Source organism: Pelagibius sp., assembly GCF_965227505.1.
Classification (GTDB): Bacteria; Pseudomonadota; Alphaproteobacteria; order Kiloniellales; family Kiloniellaceae; genus Pelagibius.
The window spans coordinates 3,608,363-3,629,070 of the sequence record NZ_OZ245757.1 but is presented as its reverse complement, the minus strand read 5'-3'; the positions used below and the strand labels follow the sequence as shown (position 1 = coordinate 3,629,070).

Annotated in this window: 20 protein-coding genes; 8 read left to right on the top strand and 12 right to left on the bottom strand. The window is 64.8% G+C overall.

The features are described 5' to 3' along the window. Positions 1–247 precede the first annotated feature (247 nt). Positions 248–2,404 (bottom strand): methylmalonyl-CoA mutase, encoded by a 2,157-nt coding sequence (gene scpA / locus ACO06P_RS17105; RefSeq protein WP_420346436.1) that lies wholly within the window; start codon positions 2,402–2,404, stop codon positions 248–250. 217 nt (positions 2,405–2,621) lie between these two features. On the opposite strand from scpA, the gene ACO06P_RS17100 reads away from it, so the two are divergent. Next, entirely contained in the window at positions 2,622–3,911 is a 1,290-nt protein-coding gene (locus ACO06P_RS17100; protein WP_420346435.1) for an AAA family ATPase, read from the top strand. Next, positions 3,908–4,798 carry a hypothetical protein gene (locus ACO06P_RS17095; RefSeq protein WP_420346434.1) on the top strand — a complete coding sequence of 297 codons (891 nt, stop codon included), beginning with the start codon at positions 3,908–3,910 and terminating at the stop codon, positions 4,796–4,798. The genes ACO06P_RS17100 and ACO06P_RS17095 overlap by 4 nt, the downstream gene beginning before the upstream one ends. Before the next feature lie 321 nt (positions 4,799–5,119). On the opposite strand, the gene nrtS is transcribed toward ACO06P_RS17095, so the two are convergent. Next, positions 5,120–5,353, bottom strand: a complete 234-nt coding sequence (gene nrtS, locus ACO06P_RS17090; RefSeq protein WP_420346433.1) for a nitrate/nitrite transporter NrtS — start codon at positions 5,351–5,353, stop codon at positions 5,120–5,122. A gap of 82 nt (positions 5,354–5,435) precedes the next feature. Further along, a complete protein-coding gene (locus ACO06P_RS17085) occupies positions 5,436–5,627 on the bottom strand; it encodes a helix-turn-helix domain-containing protein (protein WP_420346432.1) in 192 nt (63 codons plus the stop codon). 197 nt (positions 5,628–5,824) lie between these two features. On the opposite strand from ACO06P_RS17085, the gene ACO06P_RS17080 reads away from it, so the two are divergent. The 3 genes from ACO06P_RS17080 to ACO06P_RS17070 all read left to right on the top strand — a co-directional run bounded on the left by ACO06P_RS17080 (position 5,825) and on the right by ACO06P_RS17070 (position 7,876). Beyond that, positions 5,825–6,184: a helix-turn-helix domain-containing protein gene (locus tag ACO06P_RS17080; protein WP_420346431.1), complete on the top strand. Its 360-nt coding sequence runs from the start codon at positions 5,825–5,827 to the stop codon at positions 6,182–6,184. Between the two features lie 288 nt (positions 6,185–6,472). Then, positions 6,473–7,342: an AraC family transcriptional regulator gene (locus ACO06P_RS17075; RefSeq protein WP_420346430.1), complete on the top strand. Its 870-nt coding sequence runs from the start codon at positions 6,473–6,475 to the stop codon at positions 7,340–7,342. Positions 7,343–7,492: 150 nt separating this feature from the next. After that, on the top strand, positions 7,493–7,876 hold the full coding sequence (locus tag ACO06P_RS17070) for a hypothetical protein (protein ID WP_420346429.1): 384 nt from the start codon (positions 7,493–7,495) through the stop codon (positions 7,874–7,876). Between the two features lie 11 nt (positions 7,877–7,887). Here ACO06P_RS17070 and ACO06P_RS17065 read toward each other — a convergent pair whose 3' ends face one another. The 5 genes from ACO06P_RS17065 to ACO06P_RS17045 form a co-directional block, all read right to left on the bottom strand. Then, positions 7,888–9,063: a YbfB/YjiJ family MFS transporter gene (locus ACO06P_RS17065; RefSeq protein ID WP_420346428.1), complete on the bottom strand. Its 1,176-nt coding sequence runs from the start codon at positions 9,061–9,063 to the stop codon at positions 7,888–7,890. A gap of 87 nt (positions 9,064–9,150) precedes the next feature. Continuing rightward, positions 9,151–9,738 (bottom strand): histidine phosphatase family protein, encoded by a 588-nt coding sequence (locus ACO06P_RS17060; protein WP_420346427.1) that lies wholly within the window; start codon positions 9,736–9,738, stop codon positions 9,151–9,153. Between the two features lie 72 nt (positions 9,739–9,810). Then, entirely contained in the window at positions 9,811–11,646 is a 1,836-nt protein-coding gene (locus ACO06P_RS17055; protein ID WP_420346426.1) for an adenylate/guanylate cyclase domain-containing protein, read from the bottom strand. 42 nt (positions 11,647–11,688) lie between these two features. After that, positions 11,689–12,564 carry a TIGR01459 family HAD-type hydrolase gene (locus tag ACO06P_RS17050; RefSeq protein ID WP_420346425.1) on the bottom strand — a complete coding sequence of 292 codons (876 nt, stop codon included), beginning with the start codon at positions 12,562–12,564 and terminating at the stop codon, positions 11,689–11,691. A gap of 81 nt (positions 12,565–12,645) precedes the next feature. Further along, positions 12,646–14,007, bottom strand: a complete 1,362-nt coding sequence (locus ACO06P_RS17045; RefSeq protein ID WP_420346424.1) for an EAL domain-containing protein — start codon at positions 14,005–14,007, stop codon at positions 12,646–12,648. A 299-nt stretch (positions 14,008–14,306) separates the two neighbouring features. Between ACO06P_RS17045 and arsC the strand changes: the two genes are divergently transcribed. After that, positions 14,307–14,654, top strand: coding sequence for an arsenate reductase (glutaredoxin) (gene arsC / locus ACO06P_RS17040; protein WP_420346423.1), 348 nt, complete (start codon positions 14,307–14,309; stop codon positions 14,652–14,654). Between the two features lie 172 nt (positions 14,655–14,826). On the opposite strand, the gene ACO06P_RS17035 is transcribed toward arsC, so the two are convergent. Both ACO06P_RS17035 and ACO06P_RS17030 read right to left on the bottom strand, forming a co-directional pair. Next, positions 14,827–15,933 (bottom strand): quinone-dependent dihydroorotate dehydrogenase, encoded by a 1,107-nt coding sequence (locus ACO06P_RS17035; protein WP_420346422.1) that lies wholly within the window; start codon positions 15,931–15,933, stop codon positions 14,827–14,829. Between the two features lie 17 nt (positions 15,934–15,950). After that, positions 15,951–16,301: a DUF952 domain-containing protein gene (locus ACO06P_RS17030; protein WP_420346421.1), complete on the bottom strand. Its 351-nt coding sequence runs from the start codon at positions 16,299–16,301 to the stop codon at positions 15,951–15,953. Between the two features lie 231 nt (positions 16,302–16,532). On the opposite strand from ACO06P_RS17030, the gene ACO06P_RS17025 reads away from it, so the two are divergent. Next, positions 16,533–17,075, top strand: a complete 543-nt coding sequence (locus ACO06P_RS17025) for a S24 family peptidase (RefSeq protein WP_421938135.1) — start codon at positions 16,533–16,535, stop codon at positions 17,073–17,075. A 144-nt stretch (positions 17,076–17,219) separates the two neighbouring features. Beyond that, complete coding sequence (locus ACO06P_RS17020; protein WP_420346419.1) at positions 17,220–18,065, top strand: branched-chain amino acid aminotransferase; 846 nt, start codon at positions 17,220–17,222, stop codon at positions 18,063–18,065. A 55-nt stretch (positions 18,066–18,120) separates the two neighbouring features. Here ACO06P_RS17020 and ACO06P_RS17015 read toward each other — a convergent pair whose 3' ends face one another. Together ACO06P_RS17015 and ACO06P_RS17010 are read right to left on the bottom strand one after the other, a co-directional pair. Beyond that, positions 18,121–18,798 carry a response regulator transcription factor gene (locus ACO06P_RS17015; protein ID WP_420346418.1) on the bottom strand — a complete coding sequence of 226 codons (678 nt, stop codon included), beginning with the start codon at positions 18,796–18,798 and terminating at the stop codon, positions 18,121–18,123. 299 nt (positions 18,799–19,097) lie between these two features. Next, on the bottom strand, positions 19,098–20,693 hold the full coding sequence (locus ACO06P_RS17010) for an ATP-binding protein (RefSeq protein ID WP_420346417.1): 1,596 nt from the start codon (positions 20,691–20,693) through the stop codon (positions 19,098–19,100). Between the last annotated feature and the right edge of the window lie 15 nt (positions 20,694–20,708).

Sequence of the window (20,708 nt, the reverse complement as noted above, 5' to 3'; positions counted from 1 at the left end):
GGCGAGCCGAGAGGCGAGCCTAGCCGAAGCTGGGAGAGGGGGAGCAAACACCGCATACAGCCACGACAGGACAGCCACTGCAGCATCGTCATGCTCGGGCTTGACCCGAGCATCCATGGCTCCGGCAAGCCGGGACGCCGGCACAATAGACCCTCGGATCAAGTCCGAGGGTGACACATGAACAGACGCGACGATCCCGTTTGTGACCCGGCGCAGGGTCGGGATGATGGCGTGTTTGGTTTTCTGCCTAAGCAGCCGCCGTGCGGCGCTGCTGGACGATGCCGAGGATTTCGCTGGCGGCGTGGGGGATGTTGGAGCCCGGGCCGTAGATGGCCGAGACGCCGGACTTCATCAGGAAGTCATAGTCCTGGGGCGGGATCACGCCGCCGCAGACGACGATGATGTCGTCGGCGCCCTGCGTCTTCAGCGCCTCGATGAGCTGCGGCACAAGGGTCTTGTGGCCGGCGGCCTGGCTGGAGACGCCGACGATGTGGACGTCGTTCTCGATGGCCTGGCGGGCGCCCTCTTCCGGGGTCTGGAACAGCGGGCCGACGTCGACGTCGAAGCCGATGTCGGCGAAGGCGGTGGCGATCACCTTGGCGCCGCGGTCGTGGCCGTCCTGGCCCAGCTTCACCACCAGCATACGCGGGCGGCGGCCCTCCTCCGCCTCGAAGGCCTTCACCTCGGCCTGTATCCGCTGGAAGCCCTCGTCGCCCTCGTAGGCCGAGCCGTAGACGCCGGTGACCGAGCGGATGACGGCACGGTGGCGCGTATAGACCTTCTCCAGCGCGTCGGAGATTTCGCCAACGGTGGCACGGGCGCGCGTTGCTTTCACCGCGAGGTCCAGCAGGTTGCCGCTGCCATCCTGCGCCGCGGCGGTCAGGGCGTCCAGCGCCGCGCTGCAGGCCGCCGCGTCGCGGCCGCCGCGGATGGTCTCCAGGCGCCGCACCTGCTGTTCCCTCACAGCGGTGTTGTCGATGTCGAGGATCTCGACCGGGTCATCCTCCTCAGCGACGTACTTGTTGACGCCGACGATGACCTCCTCGCCGCGGTCGATGCGCGCCTGACGGCGCGCGGCTGCCTCTTCGATGCGCAGCTTCGGCATGCCGGACTCGACGGCCTTGGTCATGCCGCCCAGCTCCTCCACTTCGGCGATCAGCTTGCGCGCCTCGGCGACCAGGGAGGCCGTGAGGCTCTCCACGTAGTAGCTGCCGGCGAGCGGATCGGCCACCTTGGTGATGCCGGTCTCCTCCTGCAGGATGAGCTGGGTGTTGCGGGCGATGCGGGCCGAGAAGGGCGTCGGCAGGGCGACCGCCTCGTCCAGCGCGTTGGTGTGCAGCGACTGGGTGCCGCCCAGCGCCGCCGCCAGCGCCTCGACCGCTGTGCGCACCACGTTGTTGTAGGGCGACTGTTCGGTGAGCGAGACGCCGGAGGTCTGGCAGTGGGTGCGCAGCATCAGGGAGCGCGGGTCCTTGGGCTGGAAATGCGTCTGCATCAGATCGGCCCAGAGGAAGCGCGCGGCGCGCAGCTTGGCGATCTCCATGAAGAAGTTCATGCCGATGGCGAAGAAGAACGAGAGCCGCGGCGCGAAGGCATCGACGTCGAGGCCCTTGGAGAGCGCCGCGCGCACGTACTCGACGCCGTCGGCCAGCGTGAAGGCCAGTTCCTGCACGCAGGTCGCCCCCGCCTCCTGCATGTGATAGCCGGAGATGGAGATGGAGTTGAAGCGCGGCATGTTCTGGGAGGTGTAGCCGATGATGTCGGCGATGATCCGCATCGAGGGTTCGGGCGGATAGATGTAGGTGTTGCGGACCATGAACTCCTTCAGGATGTCGTTCTGGATGGTGCCGGAGAGTTTCTCCGGCCCGACGCCCTGTTCCTCGGCGGCGACGATGTAGCCGGCCAGCACCGGCAGCACCGCCCCGTTCATGGTCATGGAGACCGACATCTCGTCTAGCGGGATGCCGTCGAAGAGGATCTTCATGTCCTCCACGGAATCGATGGCCACGCCCGCCTTGCCGACGTCGCCGACGACGCGCGGATGGTCGGAGTCATAGCCGCGGTGGGTGGCGAGGTCGAAGGCCACCGACAACCCCTTCTGCCCGGCCGCCAGGTTGGCGCGGTAGAAGGCGTTGGAGGCCTCGGCGGTGGAAAAGCCGGCGTACTGGCGCAGCGTCCAGGGCCGGCCGGCGTACATGGTGGCGCGTGGCCCGCGGGTGAAGGGCGCGAAGCCGGGCAGGCTGCCGACCGTTTCCAGGCCCTCCAGGTCTTCCGCCGTGTAGAGCGGCTTGACGGCAATGCCCTCCGGCGTCTCCCAGCTCAGGGACTCCGCCTCGGCGCCCTTCAGCTCCTTCGCCGCCAGGGCCTGCCAGTCCGCCAGGGTCTTCTCCGGCCAATCGCTCATCGTCTCCGCCCTCTTCTCATCGCCGGCCAAGCCGGCGCAGGCTGCCATTTCGCAGGTGCAGTATAAGCGGACGAACGGTTTGGGGCAAAGGCGGCGGCTATAGACCAGAAACCCCTAGCATCCAGTGATTTTTAGAAACGATAACTCTTGCAAACTCTAGTTGATTTGGGAAACCTGATATATCGAGCTATCGCCCTTCACATTGAGATCAGAAGATATGCACTTGGTCGACCGCATTCATGTTGAGGGTTTCTGGGATAGCTATGACTTTGAGCTGAAGATCAATCCAGATGTAACGTTTCTTATTGGGGCAAACGGAACTGGCAAAACGACGCTGGTCAATCTTATCGCCGCAGCTCTGTATGTAGATATTCCAACACTGAACAGACTGCCCTTTCGGGCTATCGAGATTGTTCTGCAGCCACTAGCTGGAACAAAGAAGCCTTCAATTCGTGTTTCTAAAGATGCTGACTTCGAAGGCCCACTGGGGGGTGTTAAGTACGAGATTAGACATTCGAGGTCGGGCGATAGGTATCTGTTTGACCTAGACGAGGTCATGGAAAGAACGCTGCTTGTGCGTAGGGACACGCCGTCGAGAGTGATGCGCGACCGACTTAGGCGGAGCATGCCTCAGTTGTATGAGTTGGTTCGAGAACTCATTAGCGTCAGTTGGCTTTCAATTCATCGCACCGAGACTCCTCGACGCGCCAGCGAAGACCGAAGCTTCGAATCGACCGTCGATAGGAAAATCGATGATCTCAGCAACGAGCTTGTTCGGTATTTTTCGACGCTTTCGAGGCAAAAAGACGAGGAGATGCAACGATTCCAGGAGTTTGTATTTCTATCGCTCCTTGATGAAAGGAGCGAGGAGGAATTGTTTGACCCCCGAAGAAAGAGAAAGCTTAAAGAACAACAAGATACCCTTGCTGAGGTATTCGAAGAACTCAACATCAAGAATCAAGGGCTCAATAACAAGATCAGAAGGTATTTTTCTAAAGCAGATCAAACCTTCAACAGGATCGAAAGCGAGAAAGCAACGGAAGTCACGACAGACGAGTTTGTAAATCTATTGGGGGTTTGGCGAATCGAAAGCATTGTTGATCGATGGAACGAGCTCCAGGATAGGCTTTCCGAAATCTTCGAAAGGAGAGACAGGTTCGCGAAGGAAATAGATGAACTGTTTCTCAGAAAGAACATGCACATTGACGAAAGAAACGAAATTTTCTTTCTGAGCCGAACCAACAAAACCCTCAAGCCAACCATGCTATCGAGCGGCGAAAAGCAGCTACTGATTCTCCTTGGTGAGCTACTGCTTCAGAGAAATAGACCATACATCTTCATAGCCGATGAACCGGAGCTTTCTTTGCATGTAACGTGGCAAGAAAGACTCATAACCAGCCTAGTTAATCTGAACGAAAACGCTCAGATTATTGTTGCCACTCACTCTCCGGACATCATTGGGCACAGGTCTGATAATGCCGTGAAAATGGAGAACTTGATTCCATGACGTTGCGCAGAACCACAGGGGGTCTGCAAAGTCTTCATTTGTTCTACGACGCAGAGAAAGTCGTGTTCTGCGAGGGAGGTAAGTCAATAACTTACCGAGACGTTATGTCTGGCCAGGGCGATTCGGAGACTTGTGACACACACTTTTGGGCTACGGTGATTGGCACCTTTGTTGAACTAAACGAAGTCCACTTCAAATCAGTTGGAAGCAAGTCAACCCTCGAAGGGATCGCAAGCGATATTATATCGAACAACATCACAAGTATTATTGTTTGTCTTGACAAAGATTTTGATGATTTCAAAAAAAATATGCTCGAGCACTCAAATGTATTGTATACGCATGGATATAGTTGGGAAAACGATATCCTGTGCATGGAATTCTTGGAAGACTTTTTCTTTACTTACAAAAACAAAAATCCAGGAAATCAAATAATATATGATGTGATTTCAAAGTCAGTATTTAATTTTATTGTATCTTCTAAAAGATATTGTGAATTTGACATTCATTTTGCATTGAAACATTCAGAATTTTATTTTGATCGAGGGCGGCCAACACGACACCTAGAAATTGGGAATCAGACCGTCCCAAAACTGAACGTGTCGGCTTGCCAACTACGGCTCTCAGAACTCGGTTACAAGCGAGGCCCGGTAACCCAAATCAAGCTCGATCAGAGTGAAGTTCAAAGGCATTTGTACGGAAAGCTGTTCGCGAGATTCACTTTCCATTTGATGAAGCACTACCTTGGCAGACCTCCAAAAAAAGTACCTATGCACTTTGAGTCTATGATGAGAGCTGGCATCAAGTTTTTTGGAGGTGCATTGGCCAGCGGGAGCCTTGCAAAACAAGAGAGGTACTACAGGAGCTTGGCGCAAGGTGCATTTGCATAGGCCGGGTGAAGGATTCGCAACTTGGTTCTGCATCTCCATACCTCTGCATTTGCAGATGCGAGATCCTGCCATGCCCCCCTGAATGCTCCTGCATGGCCCAAATCATCTCTTCCTCGTGCTAGTGCGACACCGCATCAGTGCCAAGGGGACTAACCCTCGGCCATTTTCGTCTTCTATGCTCACTTGGTAGTGCCGAGGATCGATGACTACATCATCGACGTGCAAGTCAGTCCTTGGCAGCGCAGGCACGGATAAAGTGAGGTCAGGCAATGCTCAGGATGGCAGCTACAACACCTAGCGGAGGCCGATTAGCGTGCCTCATCAATCACTGCTTCCAGCACCCCCCTGCCCCAGCAGCGCGGAAACAGCACCGTAAGTGGCGACGCAGTAGGGGACGAGGTAGGTGAGCACAGCCTTCATCAGCTCGAGGCCCTGGCCGGCGACGAGGCGGTCGCCCTGGTTGATGGCCACCAGCGCAGTACCGACGACCAGCGCCACCATAGTCGAGCGGCGCACGACGGCGGGGCGCAGGGCGGTGGCGATCCATCGGTTCATTCAACCGCTTCCTTCGTGCTCTCTTCGCAACGGCTCAGTGAAGTAGCTCGCCTTCGACTTGCCGCATATTGAGACGCGTCCGCTAGTCCTTCAGGCGCACGCCGACACCGCCGCCGTTGGCCTCGATGAAGACGATGCCGGCGGCTTCGAGGGCAGCTTGAATGGCCAGAAGATTGTTCTTCAAAGGTTTGCGGGCGCCTGACTCGAAGTCGGCGAGCGTTCGCGGGGCGATCCCGGCTGCGCTGGCGAGTTGGTCGCGCGACATGTCGATCATCGCCCGCGCTCCCTTACACTGAGCTGGAGTCACATCAAATACCACTATGTTGCATGAAATACGTTGACATTTTAGAGGCAAGATTGCATGATCAACGTATATTACTGATCGCTTCCAAACTCGACAAGCGGCGCGTGCGAGTGCGCCAACACCCGCCCGCGCCTGACCACACCCCGACTTGCAATAGGAGTCAGGCCATGGCTGAGCACAGCCTTATCACGGATTCGGCTTCTCCCGACACTCAGGCCCCCGGCAACGGCACCCAGAGCCCCGACAGCGATAGCACGGGCACGCTCCCGGCCCCGCCGGAGCCGGCGCGGATCACCGGCCCGCAGTGCCGCGCGGCGCGGGCCATGCTGGGGTGGAGCCGCGAGGAGCTCGCCGAGCGCAGCAGCCTTCACTACATCACCCTCTGCAACTTCGAACTCGGCCACAACGCGCTGAAGCCGGCGTCGCTGCGGCTGCTGCGCCTTACCTTCGTGTCCGCCGGCCTGCTGTTCATCGACGCCGACGCAGGCGGCGGCCCCGGCGTCTGCCTCGCCAAGGCGGCCCGCTAGCTGCGGTCACTCCTCTCATGCGTCACCCTCGGACCTGATCCGAGGGTCCATGGGGCCGCACGCTGGAGCCCTGTCGGAGAGGCTCAGGTGCGCCGCTGCCGTGGATGCTCGGGTCAAGCCCGAGCATGACGGTTGCTGGATGACGGAGCAGACGATGCGTATTGCTCCTGTCAGCGCGCCCTCACTCTCCCACTTCGCGGCCCTCTCTCAATTCCGCAAGACAAATCAAGCGGGCTTCGGATAGGTCTTGGGGCGCACCCAGAGACCGTGAACAAAGGAGCCCGCCCCATGAGCCAAAGAGAGACCACGCAGCAGGCCTGGCTGGGCCGCTTCGTCCGGGTGAGCGACTACATCACTGCGCATCTGGAGGAGGATCTGGACCTGGACCGCCTGGCCGAGGTGGCCTGCCTCTCGCCCTACCACTTCCACCGCTGCTGGCACGCCTTCACCGGCGAGACCCTGGCCCAGATGGTGACCCGCCTGCGCCTGCACCACGCCGCCAACGCGCTGATCAAGGACGACGACCCGGTCGAGACCGTGGCGCGCGCGGCGGGTTACGGCTCGGCCGCCGCCTTCACCCGGGCCTTCTCCCGCGCCTTCGGACGCAGCCCGGCGGTCTACCGCACCGAAGGGCGGCTCGACCCGCCCATCACCCTCAGCCCCCCGAAAGAAGGAAACGCCGCAATGCATGACGTCCGTATCGAAGAGGTGCAGCCGGTCACCCTGGCCGCGATCCGCCACGTCGGCCCCTACCTGGAGGTCGAGAAGCCCTTCAACCAGGTCTTCGCCTGGGCCATGGGCGCCGGCCAGATGGGACCCTCGACCCGCGTCATCGGCATCTACCACGACGACCCGGGTGCAGTGGCGGAAGAGGACCTGCGCTCCGACGTCGGCATCTCGGTGGAACCCGGCACGCCGGTGAAGCAGCCGATCCAACTGGTGGACGTGCCCGGCGGGCGCCATGCCATCCTGCGCTTCAAGGGTGCTTATGCCGAACTGCTCGGCGCCTACAACTGGTTCTTCGGCACCTGGCTGCCGCAAAGCGGCGAGGAGCCGGGCGATGCCCCCTGCATGGAGTACTACCTCACCAACCCGCGTGAAGTGGCGCCCGCGGACAACATCACCGAGATCCACATGCCCCTGAAGGGCTGTCGCTGAAGGGCTGTCGCCGAAGGGATGGCAACAATGGGCTAGGGAATCCTATCCCCGCAAAACGCTTGATCCGCGTCATGGACGCCCGGCGGGCCGCAGGCAAGACTGCGGCCCGTCCCCTTTTGTGCCGGACCGAACCGTGGGAGGGCCTGCCCAATGGATGTGTCGATACTTCTCGCAAGACTGATGGGGCCGCTGTTCCTGGCCGTGGGCGCAGGGCTGCTGATCAATCAGGACCACTATCGCAAGATGCTGCAGCGCTTTCTGACCGACACTGCGCTCTATTACTTCTCCGGCGCGCTGGCGCTCACCGGCGGTGTGGCGATCCTGCTGTTCCACAATCTCTGGGTCGCCGACTGGCGCGTACTGCTCACCATCATGGGCTGGCTGTCGGTGGCGAAGGGGCTGACGCGGCTGCTGGTCCCGCAGGCGGGGCTGCAACTGGCCGGCAGCCTGGAGTCCCCTGCCCTGATCCGCGGCGGCGGCATTCTGGCCGCCGGGCTCGGCGTCTGGCTCTGCGTTATGGGCTACGCCGTCTGACCCACCCGGCGCTAACCCGCGCGCCGCCAGTCCATGGTGAGGGCGAAGGCGATAAGCAGCGCCGCAGCGGCCACCAGGCTGGGCAGCAGGAAGGACTGGCCGAAGCCGTAGGCATATCCGGCGAAGCTGGGGCCGATCATCTGGCCGAGGCCGAAGGCCGCCGTCATCAGGGCGATGGAGCGGCGCGGATCGCCGGCGGTGAGGCTGCGGGCGTAGACCAGGCCCAGGGCCGTGATGCCCATGAAGGTCCCGCCCAGCAGCGCCGCGGCCAGCAGGACCGAGAGGGCGCCGCTGCCGAGCACGGAGAGCGCGACGCCGAGCCCCTCCGCCAGGCAGGCCAGCGCGAAGCCGCGCGCCTTGCCGAGGCGCCCGGCCACCCAGGTCCAGAAGGCGACCGAAGGCACGGCGGCGAGCCCGACCGTCAGCCAGACGTAGGGCTCCAGCCAGCGGATCTCCGGCGTCAGGCGCACCAGGGTGGAGATAAAGGTCGCGGTGATGACGTAGCCGAAGCCGAAGAGGCCGTAGGCGACGATGAGGGCGACCAGACGGCGGCGGTCGCCGTCCTGCGCGGCGCCGCGCGGGGGCGATGAGGTTCCCTCCGGCTCCGGCGGGATCAGCCTGACCGCCGCGGCCAAGGCGAGCAGGGAGACCGCCCCGCTGGCCAGCCAGAGGCCACGCCAGTCGCTGCCTTGCGCCGCCATCCAGGCCACCAGCACGGCGGAAACGGCGATGCCGCAGCCGACGCCGGCGAAGTGCAGCGCGGAGAACCCGGGCTTCCCCGCCGCGGCGAGGCGGTCCAGCACCAGCGCCGAGGAAAACACCAGCACGAAGGCGCTGGCCACGCCGCCGGCAAAGCGCAGGACGAGGAACAGGATCAGCGCCGTCTCGGCGGCCATGGCCGCCGTCGTGAGCGCCGAGACCGCGAGCGCGGCCAGGAACCAGCGCCGCCGCCCGCCGGGCAGCGCCGCCTTGGCGGCGGCAAGTGCGCCCAGCAGATAGCCGAGGAAATTGGCCGAGGCGACGATGCCGGCCTGCGCCTGGCTGAGGCCCAGGCTCTCCACCATGAAGGGCAGGATCGGTGTGTAGACGAAGCGCCCGATGCCCATGGCCGCGGCCAGCGCGATGCAGCCGCCCAGCGCCACCGCCGCCGCACCCTCTGCCGAAACCGTCCCACTATCGCTGGTCATGGATGCAAGGCTAGCACGCGCGGCAAGGGGCGGAGGTGCAAATCCCGCCGGGCAGGGTCCTGTGATCGCGGGTCGGCGCCCCTCGTTTCAGGGCGCCGTGATCGCGCCGACGACTTCCGGCCGGTCGCTGCCGTTGGGCCGCAGGACCAGACCGCCGCCCGCGTCCACCGCTTCGCGCCCGATGATGTTGAAGGCGTGGGTGTGGCCGACCAGAACCAGCGGCGGACCGTCGCGGGGCGCTTCCAAAGTGACCATGAAACGGCGCAGCGCTTCGTAGACCGCGTCCTTGTCGCCCGTACTCCAATGGTAGTAGTTCAGCGCCGATTCCTCGGTGACTGTGCCGAGGTCCAGCAACTCGGCGGTCTGCAGAGCCCGACAGTACTGGCTGCTGAGCAGCCGCAGTTCGGCGATCCCTGCCGCGAGGAAGCGTTGCTTCAGTTCCGCCGCCTGCTTGCGGCCGGCTGCGCCGACCTGCCGCTGTGTCAGGCAGTCCGCCAGGTCGAAGTCGTCGGAGTCGCTGCCGCCCGCTTTAACATGGCGCAGCAGCACCACATAGCCGCCGTCCTTCAGTTTGGAGAGATCGAAGTCCTCGGCCTGCGCCGGTATGGGACTCAGGGCAAACGACACCACGAGCAGCGCTGCCGCAAGAACACGTGCGAAGAAACCGGCCCCCATATCCCCCACTCCAGTCGTGACTGATTGTCGGGCCCTTTTAGCGCCAATCCCCTGGCAGCGCCACTGCCAGGGCTAGAGGCGCACCCGGCAGTAGGCGACCGGCCGGTCAAAGCCCTTGAGCTTCGTGGTCTCGTGAACGCAGTCCTGATCCTGGAGCAAGGACGCAACCGCGCCCTCCTCGCTGACCGACTGCGACAGGACGAGGTCGCCGCCTTCGCTCTTGCCCTGCAGGCGCGCGGCCATGTTGACCGTGCTGCCGAAGTAGTCGAGGCGGCCGTTCAGGGTGACGGCGATGCAGGGACCTTCATGCACACCGAGCTTGATGACCACCGGCAGGTCCTCGCCCGCGTTGGCCCCTTCGCGTGCATTGAAGGCCGCAACCTCGCGCTGGATCGCCAGCGCCGCCGCGACCGCATCGGCCGGCGCGGCGAAGGCGGCCATGACCGCATCGCCGATGGTCTTCACCACCGCGCCGTTGTGGCGCCGCACGATGGCGCCGAGAAAGGCGAAGTGATCGCGCACCAGGTGATAGGCCGCGGCATCGCCGATGCGCCCGTAAAGCTCCGTCGAACGCCTGAGGTCGGTGAACAGCAGGGCGATGCGCGCGACCGCCACCTCGTCGCCCGGGCGCAGCACCTGATCGGAGAAGAGGTCGCGGAAGGCCTGCAGCGCCGTCACCCGGTCGGCGGTCAGGGCATCGCGCACCCAGCGCCGCTCCTCGACGATCGCGGTCAGCGGCCGATCGGTCCGGTTGTGCAGTTCGATCTGCCCGGCCTGCCCCGCCTGCCCCGCCTGCTCTGCCGGAGCGGCGGCGATGCCGTCATCGCTCAGCGTGACCGTCGGCGGCGCCGCGCCTTCGGCCAGGTCCACCAGGCACTCCGGTCCCGGCTCCAGGGTGCGCAGGGCGTAGCGGCCCGGCGGCAGGTCGCAGGCTTCGCGCAGACTCTCCCCCGGCGCCAGGCTGCGCTGCAGCCAGATGTGCGGTGTCGACATCGGCCCGAAGAGACAGTGCTCGCCGCTGCCCAGGGGGCGAACAGCCGCAGCCGGCTGGAAGCTGAGCTCGACATTGCGCGAGAAGTCGCGGTCGTAGTCGATGTTACAACTGTCGCAGTGGGCGCCCTGCGGCAGGCCGTCCAGCGCCTCCACCGCCGCCTTGGGAATGCGGCAGCGCGGGCAGAGCAGGTCCCAGCGCATGTCGAGCAGGCCGGCGCGCACCGCCTCCAGGCAGAGCTCGATGGCGGCGCGCTCCTCCACCTGCCAGGCCCGGGCCAGGCCGAGCGGGCGCAGGTGGACGAGATCGGCCTCCTGCGCCGTCAGCAGATGCTCGGCCAGGCGCGCGGCGAGACCGTTGCCATGGGGTCCGGCCTCAATCGCGCTCACCAGTTCGGCCACCTTTGTTCGCACCTCAGGGCTTGGAGCCGGCGCCTTGAAGGAAAAGGGCTGGACCGAAAGGCCGCCGGCGAAGCGGTCCGCATCGGCGGCCAGCGTGGCGAAGGTCTTGGCGGTGGACTCGAAGAACCCGGTCTTCAGGATCACGCGGCCGAGCAGGTTTGCCGGGGTCGCCGTAAGGGTATAGTCGCCACGGCACCCCGCGCCGTCCTCGCGGGGTGAGAGCACCAGGCGCGCCGTCAGGTCCTGCAAGGGACCGTTCAGGAATTCGCGGCGATGCTCGAACCAGCGCCCGGCCACCCAGTTCACCGGGATCTCGCGCCAGGCGATGGTGACCGGTCCGCGCTTCATGCGGCCTTCGTAGAGCACCGATCCGTCCGGCTGCGCCGTCTCGCTCACCTCGTAGCGCGGCAGACCGGCGGCCTCGTTGAAGCGCACGGTATCGGCCAGCAGCGGCCAGATGGCCCCGGCCGGGTTGTCGAACTGCCAATGAAAGGTGCGGCTCTGCGGCTGTGCCATCCCTCGGGTCCTCTGGGCGGCAGCGCCGGACGGAACCCGGCCCTACCAGCGCATGAAAGGCATGACCGCGCTGGGCTCGGCCGGCGCGTCCGCGATCATGGCAGCGTAACGTTCGGGATCGATGGTCCCGTCCTTATCTACGCCCAATTCCTCGCCGTGGATGCCGGCGGCGACGAAAATGCAGTCGATTCCCGCTGCCGCGGCACCGGCCACGTCGGTGCGCAGGGAATCGCCGATGGCGGCGATCCGCTCCGGCGCAACCTCCGGCAGCAGCGCAAAGCAGGTCCGGTAGACCTCCGGGTGGGGCTTGCCGTGCCAGCGCACCTCGCCGCCGCGCTGCTCGAAGGCCACGGCGATGGCGCCGGCGCAGATCTCCCGCTTGCCGCCGCGCACCACCACCAGATCCGGATTGGTGCAGATCATCGGCAGACCGAGCGCAAGAGCCTCTGCAATGAAGTCGTCGTAGGTCTCCACGCTGTCGAGCGGGCTCAGGTTGCCGGTGTTGAGGATAAAGTCGGCGTCTTCCAGGCGCTCGACAAAGTCCAGATCCAGCCCCTCGCGCATGCCGTAGTCGCGCTCCGGGCCCAGGTGGTAGCAGCGCCGACCCAGGGCCCGATACCAGGGGTCCGGCCGCTGGTCCAGGTGCTGCCAGGCATCCTCGCCGGAGGACATCAGCGCATCGGGCAGACCGGGGTCGATGCCCAGTTCGGCGTTGCGCGCCACGATGACGTCAGCCCGCCGCGGCGCGTTGGAGAGAATGACCGAACGCTTTCCGGCGGCCTTCAGCGCCTCGAGGGCGGCCACCGCGTCCGGGAAGGCGGCAATCCCGTCGTGCATGACCCCCCAGAGGTCGACGATGAAGGCGTCATAGCGGTCGGCCAGGGCGGCGAGGCCCGGGTAGAAGGACGGATGGGACATGAAAGCTCCGCGAGGCCACTGAGGCGTGTCGGCGCCCTTCTGCCACAGCGGCGGCGCCATGCAAAGGGGATAGGGCGGGCTTTAGGCCGCCGGGCGGGCGAGGCGCGGCTCGCCGAAGAGGTAGCCCTGGGCGCAGTCGATGCCGAGGTCGAGCACCTCCACAAGGGCGTCCTCGTCCTCCACCTTCTCGGCCACCAGGCGGATGCCATGTTCCTCAAGGCCGGCCTGCAGGCGCTCGCCCTTGTCGGGCTCGGCGAGCAGGGCTTCGGCGCGCACCTTGACGAAGTGGAACTGACGCGCCGCCAGGGCGGCCGGATCGATATCCAGGTCGATGACGCCGTCCAGCGAGAAGCGGCAGCCGAGATCGGCGAGACGTTTCAGATAGATCCCGGCACTGGCATCCCAGGCGTTGTAGTCGCTCTGCGAGAACTCAAAGATGAGGTTGCGGGTCAACGCCCGATTGCTGTCCAGGAAGTCCACGAAGTCGGCGAAGAAAACATCGTCGCCCAAGGTCAGGCTGGAAATGTTGCAGAAGAAGTCGAGCTTCTCGTTGCGCCTTTGAATCTTGCGGATGAGCTGGATGCAGCGGATCAGCAGCATGTTGTCGATGGCCGTCACCAGGCCTTCGCGCTCGGCGAGATTGATGTACTGCTCCGGCAGGATCATGAAGCCGTCGGTGGTGCGCAGGCGCGAAAAGCACTCATAGTAGCGGCGCTTGCGCTGGGGCAGCAGCACGATGGGCTGCAGGACGAGGTCGATACGGTCGTCGCGCAGCGCCTGGCGCGCAACCTCCAGCACCGCCGCCTCGTCGAGGCCGAGGGCAACCGGCGGCAGCACGCCGGCCTTCTTCTCAGCCTGGTTGGCGTTGGCGGCGGCCGGTGCAGGCGCCGCGGCGTCTTCGCTGTCCACGTGACTGCTTGCCGGACGCGGGCGCAAGGGATGGGGTTTCGCGGTCAGGCGCCTGACCGCCGCCGCGTCCTGCGCAGCTTCGGCCTCCGTTTCAGACACCGCCGCTTCGGCCACCGCCGCTTCACCCGGCGCCGCGGTCTGGCGGGGCGCTTTGGAAGACTTGGCGAGCCGTGTGATCAGTGACTGCAACACCTTCACTTCGGCGATCACCTCGTCCACCGACTTGCCGGACTTGCTGACGCCGCCGGCGGACTCCAGGGCTTCGCGCAGCACCGCCAGTTCCCGGCGGGTCCAGCTCAGCTCTTCCAGGGCGTCGCCCTGGGCAACCCGAAGGGAGAGCAGCTTTTGCGCCAGGAAGGTCTCGCGGCCCAGGCGCGCATAGACCTCGTGCAGCAGCCCGCCGCCCAGCAGGACTGCCAGCGCCAGGCCGATGGCGCTGCGGACATCGATCAGCGGATGCCAGCCGGGTCCGTAGAGCAGCACAGCCGCCGCCGCCGCGGCGTAGCAGAGGAAGATCGCCAGGTGCCTAAGCATCGCGGCGATCCTACAGTGCTGCAGGCCGCCGGCGGGCGGGCAGGGGGGTGTCGAGGAAGGGCCGATCCATGGCGCCTACTCTGCCGGGCCAGTCTTGAAAGAGGGTTAACGGAGTCTTGCCCCTCCTGCGTGACCCCCCGGGTGCGTGACATCGGGTGCTTGACCCCCGGGATGCTTGACGCAGCACCGTCATCGGATCAGAAAGCTGGACTGCCCCGGGAAACCCGGGGAAGCCTAGGAAAGCCCAGGAAAGCCCAGGAAAGCCAACAGGAGCCCAAAGAAGGCGCGAGGACGGAACAATGACGGTTACCATCTATCACAACCCGCGCTGCAGCAAGTCCCGCCAGACGCTGGCGCTGCTCCAGGAGCGCGGCATCGAGCCCGAGGTCGTCGAGTATCTGAAGGACCCGCCCGATGCGGCAACCCTCGATGCGATTCTGGAGCGGCTGAAGATGGAGCCGCGCGACCTCATGCGCCGCAGGGAGGAACCCTACAAAGCGCTCAACTTGCAGGACGAGGGCTTGAGCCGGCAGGCCCTGATCGCGGCCATGGTGGAGCATCCGATCCTGATCGAACGCCCGATCGTCACCAAGGGCTCGAAGGCGGCACTGGGCCGGCCGCCGGAAAGCGTTCTCGCAATCCTCTAGCACGCCGACCAAAACCGAAGGCAGCGGCACGATGCTTGGAGACGTTCGCTGCGCTCACTCCTCAGCGTGAGGATCAGCCGTTTCACCCTTTCGATCCTCATCCTGAGGAGTGTGCCGGAGGCGCGCGTCTCGAAGGATGGACGGCCGGTAAACCTTACCCTTCAGCAACGTCCTAGCCGCTGTAGCGGTGGTCGGCGCCGACGGCGGCGGAAAGCGAGTCGAAGCCGTCATCGCGCAGCAGGCGGGCGAGTTCCCGCTTGATGCGCGCCACCAACGCCGGGCCCTGATAGATCAGCGCCGTGTAGAGCTGCACGAGGGAGGCCCCGGCGCGGATCTTGCGATAGGCATCGGCGCCGGAAGCGATACCGCCGACCCCGATCAGCGGCAGCCTGCCTTCGGTGAGGCGATAGAGGTCGGAGAGGACTGCGGTGGAGGCGGCAAACAGCGGCTTGCCGGAAAGCCCGCCGCCTTCGGTCTTTGCGGCGCCGCGCAAGCCGTCGGGCCGCGCAATGGTCGTGTTTGTGGCGACGATCCCCGCCACCCCGGCGGCGAGGCAGACGGCGGCGATGTCCTGCTTGTCTTCTTCGGTCAGGTCCGGCGCGATCTTCAGCAGCAGCGGCGGCGCCGGCGCCGGCAGCACCGCCATAACGCGGCCGAGCAGGTCCTCCAGTTCCCCGCGCCCCTGCAGCGCGCGCAGGCCGGGGGTGTTGGGCGAGGAGACGTTGACCACCAGGTAGTCGGCCAGCGGCGCCAGGGCCGCGGCGCCGGTGGCATAGTCGCCTGCCGCATCGACGCTGTCCCTGTTCTTGCCGAGGTTGATGCCGACGAGCCCTGTCGCCCGCCCTGTCGCCCGCCCTGTCGCCCGCCCTGTCGCCGGGGCGGCACGATAACTCTTCAGGCGCTCCACCGCGGCTTCCAGTCCGCCGCTGTTGAAGCCGAGCCGGTTGATGACCGCTGAGTCTTCCGGCAGGCGGAAGATACGCGGCTTCGGGTTGCCGGCCTGCGGGCGCGGCGTGATGCTGCCGACCTCCACGAACCCGAAGCCGAGCGCCAGCATCGGCGCCATGACCTGCGCGTCCTTGTCGAAGCCGGCGGAAAGACCGACCGGGTTGGCGAAGTCGCGCCCCCAGAGCTGCATTGCCAGTACAGGGTCGTCCGGGTCCGTCGCGCGCGGCGCCAGGCCCGCGGCCAGAGCCCTCAGGGTCAGACCGTGGGCCGCCTCCGGATCCAGCAGCCGCAGCCCCGGTCCGATCAGCCGGTCGAACAGAAAAGACGTCACAGCCGGAAGCCCCTGACCTAATCCACCAGAGGTGGAAAGCGATGGCGTCCGTCGGATCCCAACGGCAGATCGTCGACCCGGCGCACAGCCGGCAGGGGGAGCGGCCCGTAAAGGTGGGGAAACAGCGCACCGCCGCGCGAGGGTTCCCACTTCAGCGCCGGGCCGAGGGCTTCGGCGTCGACGGCCAGCAAGACCAGCCCATCCTGGCCGGCGCGGTGCTTGGCGGCCGAGGTCTCGACCTGGGCGGCGGTGGAAAAGTGGATGAAACCGTCGGCCCGGTCCTGGGAGGAGCCCGCATAGCGCCCGCTGGCCTGCGCTTCGGCCCACTCGTCCTTGCGGCAGATATGGAAGATCACTTTGTCCTGCATGGCCGCCAAGGTAGTTGCACAACTGCAGCTTGACCAGCTTCGCCTGAAGCGGGTCTCAAAGCCGCAACATCTTTTCGATTTGACTAGGATTAAGACTATGTTCTTGCTGCATTAGGCGTCGTTTTATAAGACAATGTTCCCATGCTCCAGCATCACAGTGTATGGCACGCAATCGACCGCCTTGCGGCGCGATACGGCCTCTCGCCCTCCGGCCTTGCACGGCAGGCAGGGTTGGATCCGACCACGTTCAACAAGAGCAAGCGGATCACCAAGGAGGGCAAGCAGCGCTGGCCGAGCACGGAATCGCTGGCAAAGGTGTTGAACGCAACCGGCGCCTCGCTTGGGGAGTTCGTCAGCCTGATCGAGGCGCAGGACGGGTCGGCGGGCCTGCGCCGGCTGCCAAAGCTGCGCTTTGCGCAGGCGGCACAGCCCGGCTACTTCGATGCCACCGGTCGCCCGGTGCGCGCGCAGTGGGAGGAGACCAGCTTTCCCGACATTGCCGATCCTCACGCCTATGCCCTGGAAGTCACCGGCGAAGGTCTGTTGCCGGTCTACCGTCACGGCGATCTCGTGGTGGTCTCGCCGGAGACGCGCGCGGCCCAGGGCGACCGCGTGCTTGTCAGAACCCAGCAGGGCGAGATGCTGATCGCCGAATTGCAGGCGCGCAGCGAACACGAACTGCTGCTGAAATCGCTCGGCCGTGAACAGGCCACGCGCAGCCTGGCATCCGGCCAGGTGCAGTGGGTCTCCCGCATCGCCTGGTCGAAGCACTAGTCCGGCAGCGCACCGCTGGGATGGCGGCGCAAGAACCGCCAAGACGTCGCGGCGCGGCGTGTGCTTTCCCTGGTCGTATCGAGCGGCTAGGCTCAGCCGCAGTCTTCCAAGTCAATCCGCATTACAAGAGGGAACCTTCGAGGCATGACACACCCCAAGGCCGTGCACTTCCTGGATGGTGAATGGGTCGAGGGCAATCCGCCCATCATGGGTCCCATGACCCACGCGGCCTGGATGGCCTCGGTGGTCTTTGACGGCGCCCGCGCCTTCGAAGGCGTGACGCCAGACCTGGACCTGCACTGCGAACGCCTGGTGCGCTCGGCGGAGCGGTTCGGCCTGGGCTTCGTGCACAGCGCCGGGGAGATGCTTGAGATCGCCCAGGACGGTCTCGCGAAGTTCGACAGGAACGCAGCGCTCTATCTGAGACCAATGCTCTGGGCCGAACAGGGATTCGTCGACTGCGATCCGGAGAGCACGCGCTTCTGCTTCACCCTCTACGAGGCGCCGCTGCCGTCGGGGGACGGCTTTTCGGTCTGCCTGTCGAGCTTTCGCCGCCCGATGCAGTCGATGGCGCCGACCGACGCCAAGGCCTCATGCCTCTATCCCAATTCGGCGCGCGCCCTGCGCGAGGCCGGCAAGCGCGGTTTCGACAACGCGGTGGTGCTGGACGCCCTCGGCAACGTGGCGGAGCTGGCGACCGCCAACATCTGGATCGCCAAAGACGGTGCCGCCATCACGCCAGCGCCCAACGGCACTTTCCTCAACGGCATCACCAAGCAGCGCGTGGCCAAGCTGTTGGAGCAGGCCGGGATCAAGGTGCACGAGGCGCAGGTGACCTGGAGCGACGTCATGGAGGCCGATGAGGTGTTCTCGACCGGCAACTACGGCAAGGTGGTACCCGTCACCCAGGTCGAAGACCGCAGCCTGCAACCGGGTCCCGTCTTCAGCACGGCGCGCGAGGCCTACTGGTCCTGGGCGCACGGCGGCTGAAGAAAGAACCCGGCAAATCCGGGCCGGAGGGAACGGGGCCTGCCGACGGCCGCGCTTACTTGGCGCGCAGGCGATAGCCGGCACCGCGGACGGTCTGCAGGTCGCTGCCGTGGGTGCCGAGCTTGCGCCGGAGCCGGCCCACGTAGACATCGACGATGTTGGTCAGGGGGTCTTCGCTGGCGCCCCAGACGGAGTTCAGAATGCGCTCACGGGAAAAGACGCGGCCCGGCTTCGACAGAAAGAGTTTGAGGATTTCGCGCTCCTTGGCCGTGAGCTCCATGGGCGCCCCTCCGACGGTCGCTTCCAGGGTTTCCAGATCCAGGGCGATGACGCCGGCTTGCAGCACCGCCGCGGAAGAGTCCTTGGCAAACTGGCGGGAGCGGCGGGCCAGCGCCTCGATCCGTGCGATCAGTTCGTCAAACTCGAAGGGTTTGACCATGTAGTCGTCGGCACCGATCCGCAGCCCCTCGACCCTCTCGTCAAGGGCATCCAGCGCAGACAGGATCAGGATGGGCGTCAGGTCGCTGCGCGCGCGCAGCTTGCGGCAAAAGTCCTGGCCCGGCAGGCCGGGCAGCATCAGATCAAGAACAATCACATCGAAGCTTTCCTGCATTGTCAGTTCAAGCCCCATGTCCGCATCGGCGGCGTGGGTGACGGTCCATCCTTCGGCCCGTAGGCCACGCAGCACGAAATCAGCGACGCGCGCCTCGTCTTCGACCAGAAGTATGTTCATTGGCTTTGCCCCATCCGCGATATGTCTCTACAGAAGTTGTGCCGCTTCGACGGGCCTTGGCCTCTGGAGTGCATGCCGCCGTTCCTGTTGATTGCTGAAATCGTTTGTCAGTAGGACAACGAAGCACGGCATCCGCTATTCCCCTGAAGCTGTGACAAAGTTGAGACGACCCCGGACGTCCCTGCATCTTGTCTGAAGTTTGAACGGGCCGGCAGGACGGCACGCCCAAGCGCGGGCGAAAGACGCCCGGCGCTAAACAGAATCGAAAGAATAAAGCTGCGCGGTTCCCGAGAATCAGATCAGCAGGCCGTTGCGGCCAGGGGCGGGCGGCCCGGCAGGGTAAAGCGCGCCTGCACGCCCTGACCGGGCCGGCTGGTCAGGGCGATGCGCCCGCCATGAGCCTCAACGATGGCCTTGGCCATTGGCAGTCCGAGACCGGCGCCGCTGTCGTAGCGGATCGCCGCGTTGGAGCCGCGAAAGAAGCGCTCGAAAACATGCGCCAGTTCCTGTTCGGTCAGGCCGGGGCCGTCATCAGAAACCGTAACGGCATAGCCGCTCGGCGCCGGGTCGAGGCGCACCCAGATCTCCGCACCGCCGTAGCGCAGCGCGTTTTCAAGCAGGATGGTCATGACCTGGTGGACACGGTTGGGATCGGCGTTCAGCCGCGCGGCATCGACCGCGGACTCGAAGTGAACGGTCTTCACGGTGTTGTCGTCGTTGGCATCGTCCAGGGCGCGGCTGGCGATCACGGCGCGATCGACGATTTCCGCCAGGTCGGTCTCCTGCGGCTGTATGCGGATCTCGCCGCTTTCCTGGCGCGCCACGAAGAGCAGATCGTCGACGATCCGTGCCGTATGGTCGGCTGCCTCGCGCGTGCGCATCAGAACCTCGCGGTATTCTTCCACGTCGCGCTTGGCGCCGCGCAACGCCACATCGGCTTCACCGCGTATGATGGTCAAAGGCGTGCGCAGTTCGTGACTGACATCCGCCAGCAGACGCTTACGGTTGGCTTCGGTCTGGCGCAGCGTCTGCAGCAGTTTCTCGAGCTGCGCAGTGCGGCGCGAGACCTCGCGTTCCAGTTCGCCATGCGAAGCGGCCAGCAGGTCCTGGCGCTCCGCCACCTTGGCGATCATATGGTTGAAGGCCTGGGCGACACGGTCCAGTTCGGTATCGCCAGGCACCTCGATCCGATGATCCAGGTCGCCCCGCCCAACGGCTTCCGCTCCGGCCAGCAGGCGTTGCAGCGGACGCGTCAAGCCGCTGCGCAGCAGATAGGTGCCGAAGATCGCGGTGAAGGCCGCAAAGAGCGCTGCAAAAACGGCGGTGCGCTGAAAGGCGGCGACCGCCGCACGCATTTCCGCTTCCGCTTCCTCGACTTCTTCCTGCTCCTCGGCAAGCGCCTCGGCGATCTTCGCGCGCAGTTCGGCATCGATGCGCTCGTCCAGGATCGCAGCCAGGCGCGCTGTGTACTCCGGCGTTCCGGGTTCGAGAGTCGAAGACTGCAGGCGGGCGAAGTCGCGCAGGATATAATCGATCTTGCGCTCGATCCGCGCGAGAAGGTCGAGTTCCTCGATCTCCTCCTCGCCGACCATCTGGACTTCGGCGCCGATGAGGCTGCGCAGTTCGCTGATGTCTCTGCGGATCTCCGCGCGCAGCAGGGCCTCGCCGGCGCCGCCGTCGCGGTCACCGATCAGAAGGGCATCGCCATACTGCTTGAACAGCTGGTAGGTGTGGGTGGACAGCGACAGATACTGTTCGTGCACCTGGTGCGCCAGGCGGGACCGCTCCAGCAGATACTCGGCCGTGCGCGCCGACCAATACGCAACCCCCGCGCTGAGCAGCGCCATGGCCAGCAGGCCGCCGATGGCGAGATTGAGCTTGGTCAGATAGCGCAAGGCCGGCCTCGCAGA